This is a genomic window from Microcystis sp. M169S2 (assembly GCF_020245865.1).
Lineage (GTDB): Bacteria > Cyanobacteriota > Cyanobacteriia > Cyanobacteriales > Microcystaceae > Microcystis > Microcystis ichthyoblabe_A.
Genome location: NZ_JADBUB010000112.1, coordinates 1 through 8790 on the forward strand (window position 1 = coordinate 1; position 8790 = coordinate 8790).

General features: G+C 40.8%; 11 protein-coding genes. 3 read left to right on the plus strand and 8 right to left on the minus strand.

What is annotated here, in order from left to right:
- Positions 1 to 1138 precede the first annotated feature (1138 nt).
- The 3 genes from IM485_RS11680 to IM485_RS11690 form a co-directional block, all read right to left on the minus strand.
- A complete protein-coding gene (locus IM485_RS11680; RefSeq protein WP_024970721.1) occupies positions 1139 to 1414 on the minus strand; it encodes a hypothetical protein in 276 nt (91 codons plus the stop codon).
- A 315-nt stretch (positions 1415 to 1729) separates the two neighbouring features.
- Positions 1730 to 1942: a type II toxin-antitoxin system HicA family toxin gene (locus IM485_RS11685; protein ID WP_159252414.1), complete on the minus strand. Its 213-nt coding sequence runs from the start codon at positions 1940 to 1942 to the stop codon at positions 1730 to 1732.
- A gap of 2 nt (positions 1943 to 1944) precedes the next feature.
- Positions 1945 to 2142: a type II toxin-antitoxin system HicB family antitoxin gene (locus IM485_RS11690; protein ID WP_002738180.1), complete on the minus strand. Its 198-nt coding sequence runs from the start codon at positions 2140 to 2142 to the stop codon at positions 1945 to 1947.
- A 199-nt stretch (positions 2143 to 2341) separates the two neighbouring features.
- On the opposite strand from IM485_RS11690, the gene IM485_RS11695 reads away from it, so the two are divergent.
- Both IM485_RS11695 and IM485_RS11700 read left to right on the plus strand, forming a co-directional pair.
- Positions 2342 to 2560, plus strand: a complete 219-nt coding sequence (locus IM485_RS11695; RefSeq protein ID WP_002753442.1) for a hypothetical protein — start codon at positions 2342 to 2344, stop codon at positions 2558 to 2560.
- Positions 2553 to 2945, plus strand: a complete 393-nt coding sequence (locus tag IM485_RS11700; RefSeq protein WP_002753443.1) for a pepsin/retropepsin-like aspartic protease family protein — start codon at positions 2553 to 2555, stop codon at positions 2943 to 2945. The genes IM485_RS11695 and IM485_RS11700 overlap by 8 nt, the downstream gene beginning before the upstream one ends.
- Before the next feature lie 405 nt (positions 2946 to 3350).
- On the opposite strand, the gene IM485_RS11705 is transcribed toward IM485_RS11700, so the two are convergent.
- Genes IM485_RS11705 through IM485_RS11725 form a run of 5 tightly spaced genes read right to left on the minus strand, consistent with a single transcriptional unit; the run spans position 3351 to position 8001 of the window.
- Entirely contained in the window at positions 3351 to 3944 is a 594-nt protein-coding gene (locus tag IM485_RS11705; RefSeq protein WP_287743190.1) for an NUDIX domain-containing protein, read from the minus strand.
- Positions 3941 to 4954, minus strand: coding sequence for a UDP-glucose 4-epimerase GalE (galE, locus tag IM485_RS11710; protein WP_287743193.1), 1014 nt, complete (start codon positions 4952 to 4954; stop codon positions 3941 to 3943). The genes IM485_RS11705 and galE overlap by 4 nt, the downstream gene beginning before the upstream one ends.
- Positions 4955 to 4965: 11 nt before the next feature.
- Positions 4966 to 5949 (minus strand): sulfotransferase family protein, encoded by a 984-nt coding sequence (locus IM485_RS11715; RefSeq protein ID WP_287743195.1) that lies wholly within the window; start codon positions 5947 to 5949, stop codon positions 4966 to 4968.
- Between the two features lie 16 nt (positions 5950 to 5965).
- A complete protein-coding gene (locus IM485_RS11720) occupies positions 5966 to 6886 on the minus strand; it encodes an NAD-dependent epimerase/dehydratase family protein (RefSeq protein WP_287743196.1) in 921 nt (306 codons plus the stop codon).
- On the minus strand, positions 6883 to 8001 hold the full coding sequence (locus IM485_RS11725; protein ID WP_287743197.1) for a DegT/DnrJ/EryC1/StrS family aminotransferase: 1119 nt from the start codon (positions 7999 to 8001) through the stop codon (positions 6883 to 6885). Before IM485_RS11725 ends, IM485_RS11720 begins: the two co-directional genes overlap by 4 nt.
- A 328-nt stretch (positions 8002 to 8329) precedes the next feature.
- On the opposite strand from IM485_RS11725, the gene IM485_RS11730 reads away from it, so the two are divergent.
- The gene (locus IM485_RS11730) at positions 8330 to 8659 is read left to right on the plus strand and encodes a site-specific integrase (RefSeq protein ID WP_287743199.1); all 330 of its coding nucleotides are present in this window, start codon (positions 8330 to 8332) and stop codon (positions 8657 to 8659) included.
- Positions 8660 to 8790: the final 131 nt, after the last annotated feature.

Here is an 8790-nt window from a genome sequence, read left to right on the forward strand (position 1 = left end):
ATTGAATCTCTTGAGAAGCAATTACTGAGCTTGGGGGTTGAGAGTCGAAGTTATCCCTTAAATGAGCTAATCGCCTTTAGCTCGGCTTTTATGACGATGAAAGCCATTGCCAGCAACTTAAATCAAATGAGTCAAGACTTACCTGCCTACACCCAATAGGTAATAGGCAAATATTATCAGCCTGAAGGATCTCTGCTCTCAGGGCTGTATATTCAGTAGTGGATTGTTTCAGTAGAGTGTAGGGTGCGTTAGGCGGCTATCAATTTAGTCAAAAAACCAAAATTAATAATTCGCCGTAACGCACCCTACAAGATCAGCGATCGCACTTCCTCTACTAACGTTAAAGGCAAGATTGAGAAACATCTCTCCCTTGCCTTACGAACTTAGATTGGGTTACAAGAACCCTAGAGATTTAGCGATTGCAATGAGTGCAGCGATAGCCTGTAAGAAGGGTAAAAAACGCCTAATAACTAATCTAAATCTTCGATAATAAGATCGAGAAGTTTTATCTAGACGCTTGATACTCACCTTTAGCCTTTGGCAAAAAGACTGAAGTGACTGGTTTGATTTGCGCTGCCCGTTGCCGTTGAGCTTACTTCCCTTTAACACTGTCTTCCTCCGGATCGAGTGAACCGGCATTGCTCTCCCTTTGCAGGAAAGATAACAGTGGAGATCAGGGACTAAGGATTAACCCGATTGCCCACACAGCGGACTATCTTTCGATAGTCGTGTTAGTCTGCCGTCTTAGTCCCATCAACTCGGAAAGGTGTGGTGTACCCCTTGTAGACAAAGGATAGTTTCTTAATTATAGCGGATCGAATCAAGCCCGCAATTACAGTTTGCCAGTACCTCCGTTCCTGAATCTAACTCAATATCTCGTGTTCTTGAGCATAGCGCCAGACTACGCGATCGCTACTTTCCATCGACAATCTAACCTCTCTAAAGGTGACAAATTGGACAGACTGAAACTCAAGTTAACCGCGTTTTGCCAATATACCAAGAAAAATCAGCTTCAATCAATGTGCATGGTGCGTTCCCCAAAATCTATTGGTGGAACAGTAGGACTTGCATTAGGGAACGCACCCTACGGCTACAAGGGAAAGTGTAGCTTCACGGCGCAAATTCACAACTCCGCGTATCATGAATTCTTCTTTAAGCTCCGCGAACCAAAGTGATACACGGCAGGGTGTCCAATCCGAATTCCAAAAGGCTGGGCATCAGGGTTACGCTCAAATAGCCGATTGGTTGCAGCTACGACCGTTTCATCAACCTCAAAATCTCCGGTTTCGATGTCGATCGCGATAATTTTACCCTCATTACCCGCTTCGACTTGCTGCCGAATGCCAGACTCGTAGAGTTCTTTCCCCCGACGAGCCATCTCCTCTTTGCTGTAACGCCTTTGCCGAACTGTCATAGCCTTGCCCCATTGACTGCCTTCTCCATTTTAACCTGAACGATCTCGCTCTTTTGAATTGATAGGGTGTGTTTGGCAATCACTTAATCTTGGCGATCGATATGATGTAGCCTGTGTTAGCGTTAGCGTAACCCACGGATTTTGAACATTAGATAAGGTGCGTTCACTTCATTAACACACCCTACAAGATCGGCGTGCTGCTACGCAGTGCCTTCGGCATCCCACTCTGTTATGAGTTGATTGATGTTGGGTTTCCTTGGGTCAATCCAACCTACGGGCGAGGCGATCTGCTACGCAGTGCCTTTGGCATCGTACTCATAATAGTTTACGAAATTCTGCGACTGTCAAACCAGCATCTTGAACAATTCCACCCATTGTAAATGCCTTAATTGGATTGTGCTTTGGAAGAGCAACTTGACGCACCCCATCACTCATGATGATATGTTTGCCTTGGCGAATGATCCGAAAGCCTACCTTCTCCAAGGCTCGTACTGCATCTAGGTGATTTACGCCAGGAATTCTAGGCATAGTTACACCTGCATTTCAATTTCACGAATTTCCCCATCTTGCAAGCGTTCTTCTAAGGCTGCAAGATACTCACGAATTGCATCTTGGATATTGGTTAATGCCTCTTCCTCAGTATCTCCCTCAGACCAACAACCGGGGAGCGCAGGAACGCCAACAGTAATTCCTTCTTCAGAACGATAAAGGACAATTTTGTATTTCATCATAAGTTCCTTCTAGATAGCACTCCATTTTAGCTTGATAGAATTATGGATGTGGGATCAAATTGTAGCAACACATGATGTGGTTCTTGTTACTCAGCACCGACCAACCTGATACGGTCGGTGTGCAACGGGATTGTTAGACCGTACCTCACAGATCGCTTATGATCAATTTATTCTCGCATATCTAGAAGTTTAAGCCATGTCACTCACTGAGTTAATTCTTCTGGTCAACAATCTGAGCCAGACAGACAAATTATCACTCTTCAAACTCCTAGCTGCACAAATCCCGGATGCTGAACTACAGGTTATCTTTTCCGCATCAGAGTATCCGATTTGGTCGCCCTACGATGCCACGGAAGCCGCCAATATTCTGATGCATATGATTCAGGATGACCGAGAGGCATCTACCCATGCCTAGTACAGTCGAATTTCCCCTTTCCGACGATGAAGCATTACCCACGATTCCCATCACTCTGAGTCATGCAGGCCTTTCTGTTTCTGCGAATGCCTTGCTGGATACCGGATCTACGGTCAATCTATTACCTTACGACATCGGGCCGCAATTGGGTGCAATTTGGGAGGAACAAACTGTCCGCTTGCCATTGGCCGGAAATCTTGCAAGGGTTGAAGCACGAGGGTTATTTGTGTATGTTCAAATTGGGAATTTGGAACCTGTTCGTCTAGCCTTTGCTTGGGCAAAAACCTCTCAGATACCCTTAATTCTTGGGCAAACGAACTTTTTTCGAGAATTTGATGTCTGTTTTCAACGATCGCGATGCACGATCGAAATTATCCGCTTCTAATAAGGGTCGATGTGTTTTGGGTGGGATCGTGCTTTTGGTTAGTGTTGATAGAGAAAAGCAATGCTGGGTTTCCTGCCGTCAACCCAGCCTACGGAGATAAACGATCGCACTTAATCTTGGCGATCAAATATGATGTAGCCTGTGTTAGCGTTAGCGTAACGCACGGATTTTGAACATTAGATAAGGTGCGTTACATTTCATTAACGCACCCTACCAGATCGGCGATCGTACTAGGTTGTAATTTTTGGAGATGTCTATTCCAGGTGATTTCTTGAACACGTCTCACGAGAAATCCCACCGAGATTTAGCGGGCTAACTGTGAAGTTGTGCGGCGGCAGACCACCTCGAACTCCCACCGATAACCTCTGTACCGTCCGCACCAACGCATTGTTGGGCTGCATTGGCTTACCTTTCTGTTAACCGGAATACCGATCTCATTTCCATGAATGCAAGTAGCATTGCAAATGCACTTTCGCCATCGTTAATTTCACCATTTTGAATCATTTGTAGAGCCTGTTCTATCGGGAGAACTTTAACCTCTCTAATAACTTCAGTGTCTTCTTTTTGATGCGTGAAAGTAATTTTCGTATTGTATGCAATAAAAAAGTGGTTTTCTAAACTTGCAAAACCATTTGCCATATAATAAGAACCTAAACTTTTTAAGTTTTCTGTTTCTCCACCAATTTCTTCAGCCAGTTCTTTACGTGCAACATCGCTTGGCGATAGTTTGTCCTGATCTCCCAAACTTCCTGCTGGAATTTCCCAGCACCATCTATCAATAGGGTAACGATAAGAATGGATTAATATAATTTCTAAATTTTCTGTAATTGGAACTATGAAAACAGCGCCAGGATGTTCAACATAGGTATAAGTAAATTCTTTATTCTTGAACACCTGTATCTTATCTTGTCGAAGGTTAAACCATTGGCTTTGGAAAAGATACTGATATCCTAGTAAATTCCAACCGATTAAGCTTGCTTGAGGTTTTTCATTTTTCATAGTTTGCTTTGAAAATTAAATCGTTTTTGATGCCAATTCCATGAATGAGCAATGATTTGTTCTATGTTGACATACTTCGGACTCCACCCAAGAATTTCCTCTGCTTTTATACTGCTACCAACTAGAATAGGGGTATCTCCTTGGCGGCGTTGAGTTTCATGAACAAAAATTTCTTGCTGAGTCACGCACTTAGCAGCTTCAATTATCTCTCGAACTGAAAAGCCATTGCCATTCCCTAAATTAAATATTTGGCTTTCACCACCTTGCATTAAATACTCCATACCCAAGACATGGGCAGAAGCAATATCAGCAACATGAATATAATCTCTGATACAAGTTCCATCATGAGTCTCATAATCTGTTCCAAATAAAGATATTGAATCTCGCTTTTTCATAGCAGTTAATAGAAGTAAAGGAATAAGATGAGTCTCTGATGGACGATCCTCACCTATTAATCCAGAGGGGTCAGCACCCGCAGCATTAAAATAACGGAAGCAAACTGATTTCAGTTTATGAGATATATCAAAGTCTCTAAGAATTTGTTCTACCATCAGTTTACTTCGGGCGTATGGACTAATTGGATTCGGAGTATCTTCTTCATAAATAGGAATTCGATCTGGATTCCCATAAATTGCACTTGTCGAAGAAAAGATGAAGTTCTTAACGTTAGCTGAAATTGTAGCTTCTAAAAGATTTAGGCTTCCTGAAACGTTATTTTGATAGTATTTTTCAGGATACGAGACTGACTCACCCACATCAATAGAAGCTGCGAAGTGCATAACAGCAGTAAAACTATAAGTGGAGAAAACTTGTTTTAGCAAAGACCTGTCATTAATATCTCCAATAATAAGTTTTGCCTGGAGAATATCTTCTACGACATCTCTATTTCCTGATGATAAATTATCCAGAATAATAGGTTGATAACCTCCTTTTTGCAAAGCAAGCACTGCATGAGAACCGATATAACCTGCACCACCAGTGACAAGCACAGTATTTTGGGGAGTTAACATAATCATCCACCTCATTCAGTTGATTTGGACATATATTTCCAGTAATTTTCTACGGGGATTCTAATTAGATCAGATAACCCTTGATTCTCTTTGCTAAAATATTGTTCCAGAAAAAGACGAGTATCAGCATTCATTGAAGGATAAGCTTTTTTTTGGGTCAAATTGATTTTCTGAAGAATTAAGTTGACGCTGGAAAGAAATTTTGGTTGAAGCTTTTGATTAGAATTAGGTAGGTGATAGCTTAAATACTTACGTCCAGAAACTTTTGTTTTCAAGACTGTGTTGACGAAAAGCTGAAGCGAATAGTTTCTAGGTACTAATGCTTTATTAGTATGAGTTTTTAGTTTGTCAATTTTAATGCCTTCTTGAAGACCAATAAATTTACAAACTTCGTCAACAATTAATTGAGTATTATGGATAAAATCTTCAAAAATCACGATTTTTATTTGACTTAAATTGAAATACTTTAAGTATTCTTCTATGTGTTTTTTGTATAAACTCCTTTGCAAAAGATGTCCCGATGAAAACTGCAAAGTTTCTTCAAAACTATATATAGCTCGATTCGTCTTTACCCAATGCCAATATTGCGAATAAGTTCGCTTAACTGGATCTCGTAGCAAAAAAATAAGCTTTACATCTGGCAAAATCGAAGCTATCCTGGCTGGTGCTTTAGAAGACGACAAATAAGAAACACAATCCTCACCAATAATTTGATCTGGGTGAGCAGGTTTAAAGAAATTTACATACCAAGGAAAATACTCTGTAAGATTTTTGTCGAAATCCCAGAAATGCCAGCCATCCGATAATCTTAGAAAGAAATCTGAATTTTGCTCAAAATCATCAATGGTAAAAAAATGTGGCTCTTCTTGAGGAATAAATATTTTGGGATGATGATTCAAAATAGAATGAAGCGAGGTTGTACCACATTTCATTCCTCCTCCAATAATAAATTTGGGAAGGTAAGTAGTGTAATTTCTAATAGAGTCTGTTTGCATAGATTGCTTTTTAGATTTAGTTAGCAGATAAAATTTCCTGCTTGTACCATTCAATTGTTTGTTGAATACCTGACTCAATATCTGTTTCTGGTTGCCATCCTAAATCTATATATGCCTTATTACTAGAAACGATTTTTCGATCATATTTCAGTTCTCCAACTCTAGAAGATTCTTCTTGATAAGAAATCTCGACATTACCCACTAATTTTGCGACTAAATCAGCCAATTCTTTTAATGTGACGAATCGCATTCCTTCCAGGTTATAAACTTGATTGATGGCAATATCTTGTAAACAGAGTGCGTGGGCTTTAGCTAAATCATTAATGAATAAAAATCGTCGAGAAGAACTACCATCCCCATAAATAACAAGGGGCTGCTTACTAAAAGCTCGATCCAAAAAGTTTCGTAATACAAGACCCTTCCACATTCTGGGACCATAAGGAATTCCATAGCGCAAGATCGTAAAGGGTAAACCATAAAGTTTTTGATAATCACGAACTAAATATTCTGATGCAATTTTTGTCGTTGTATAGATATGTCCACCCCCTTCAGGTAAGAAAGGAGTATTTTCATCTATAATTCCTGAAGCCATTGCATTAGCCACCCAACAAGTACTTGCTAGAATGACTCGCTTTACATTGGCTCGGCGTGATGCTTCTAGAACGTTTGTAGTTCCAAGTATATTTATCTCAACAGCTTTGCAAGGATCTTCAAGTGCTAGGCGTGCATTACTTATTGCTGCAAGATGAAAAACAAAATCTGGTCTTAAATCGCCAAATACCTGGGTAACAGATTCTAGATTAGAAATATCAGCTTGGAAAACTTCTTCCGCAATATCAACGTTCAGGACATCACAACCTCTGAGCCTAAGAGCATCCATAACATGACTTCCTATGTATCCGCTTCCTCCGGTGACTACACACTTATAATCATTCATAGATCAACTCCTATCTCAGCTAAAGATTGACACAAAGTTGTAACTACATAGTTTGCTTCTTCTTCTGTTAATCCAAAATATATAGGTAAGCAGATATGACGACTACAAACATCGGTTGCTATCGGAAACTCTCCCACCACACTTTGAAATATAGGTTGCTGATGCAACGGAATCTCGTAGACTCCTCCAGGAAGACTTACTCCTCTGTCTTTCATGATGGATTTCAAATCTGATCTGTTGATATTTGGTGGCAGTAAAATGATATATTTGTACCAGCTACTTTTACTTGCAGGCAAAACAAGAGTAAACGATTTAATGCTCTGAAGTGAAAATGTATAAAGGTCGGCTACCTTTTGTCGCCAACTAATAAACTCTTCCAGGCGTTTCAAGTGAACCACTCCAACCGCAGCAGAAAACTCAGACAATCGCCAGTTAGAACCAATCTCTGTATGATAACTAACCCAAGGTTGCGGTTTTCCGTAATCTCGAAAACATCTGGCTCGTTCTGCTAGTTTGTGATCATCTGTAACTATCATCCCCCCTTCACCACTGGTTATAACCTTTGTAGCAAAAAAGGAATAAGCTGCCATGCAGCCAAACTTACCTGCTTGCTTTCCATTAAATTCACTGCCATGAGCATGGGCAGCATCTTCAAAAAGCCAGAGTCCTTGATCCTTGCACCAACATTGAATCTCCTCTACTTCAGGATTAATGATACCCCCAATATGGACAATGATTACACCTACTGTTCTAGGAGTTTTAGCCTCCTGAAGTGCAGCAAGAGAAACTGAGAATGTGCCAGGATCGATATCTACGAAACGGATAGAGCCACCAGCCAACATAATCTCTGTTGCTGTCGCTACAAAAGTATTAACAGGAACAAGAACTTCTTTATCCTGAACTTCAAGTAATCTCATGCCAATGCCAATGGCTGCACCACCAGAACTTACAGCAATTGCATATTTTGCGTTGACGTACTTTGCAAAAGAGTCTTCAAATTCTTGAACATTATGACCCTGGGCTATCTGCCCGGTGGAAAGACTACAACCTATACGCTGAAGAATTTCTTCTTGGTCACTAGGTGAAAACGTAATTCTTTGTGATGGTACTTTCACGATAATGGTTCTTTGAGTAAGATTTGCCTTTAGTATGGATTCGGATTCCTGGGTTGTGCAGCCTAACTATATATTATGCAGAAATTTTCCGTATATCACGCCAAATACGCATTTTTTTAAGAATCTTTCCGTATATTACGCTCAAATGGAGTGATCGCAAGAAGTTTTCCGTATAATATTACAATAAGCGTGTTATGCCGATTAGCGTACTCTTTTATGAACCCTCCCCCACCCCGAAAACTCCTAGACGTAGTGCGAGAGACGATCCGCCCTACCGCATTACTCCTACCGCACCGAACAAACATATCTGGACTGGATTAAGCGTTATCTGCTCTTCCATCAGAAAAAACATCCCCGTGAGATGGGAAAAGAAGAGATCAAGTCCTTTTTGACCCATCTTGCCGTTGACAAAAACGTTGCCGTCGCCACCCAAAACCAAGCCCTCAACGCCATCCTTTTCCTTTATCGGGAAGTTCTGAAAATTGAACTGGGTAATATCGGTGCATATTTACGGGCAAAACGCTCCAAACGCCTGCCCACCGTCCTCACCAAAGAAGTAAAAATGGCTGATGATTTTAGCGATCACACAACAGACCGCGATCGCTGCCCAGGTAATTCTCAACCCACCAAAGTTAGGATTGCTCATCGAAGAAATTGAATCTCTTGAGAAGCAATTACTGAGCTTGGGGGTTGAGAGTCGAAGTTATCCCTTAAATGAGCTAATCGCCTTTAGCTCGGCTTTTATGACGATGAAAGCCATTGCCAGCAACTTAAATCAAATGAGTCAAG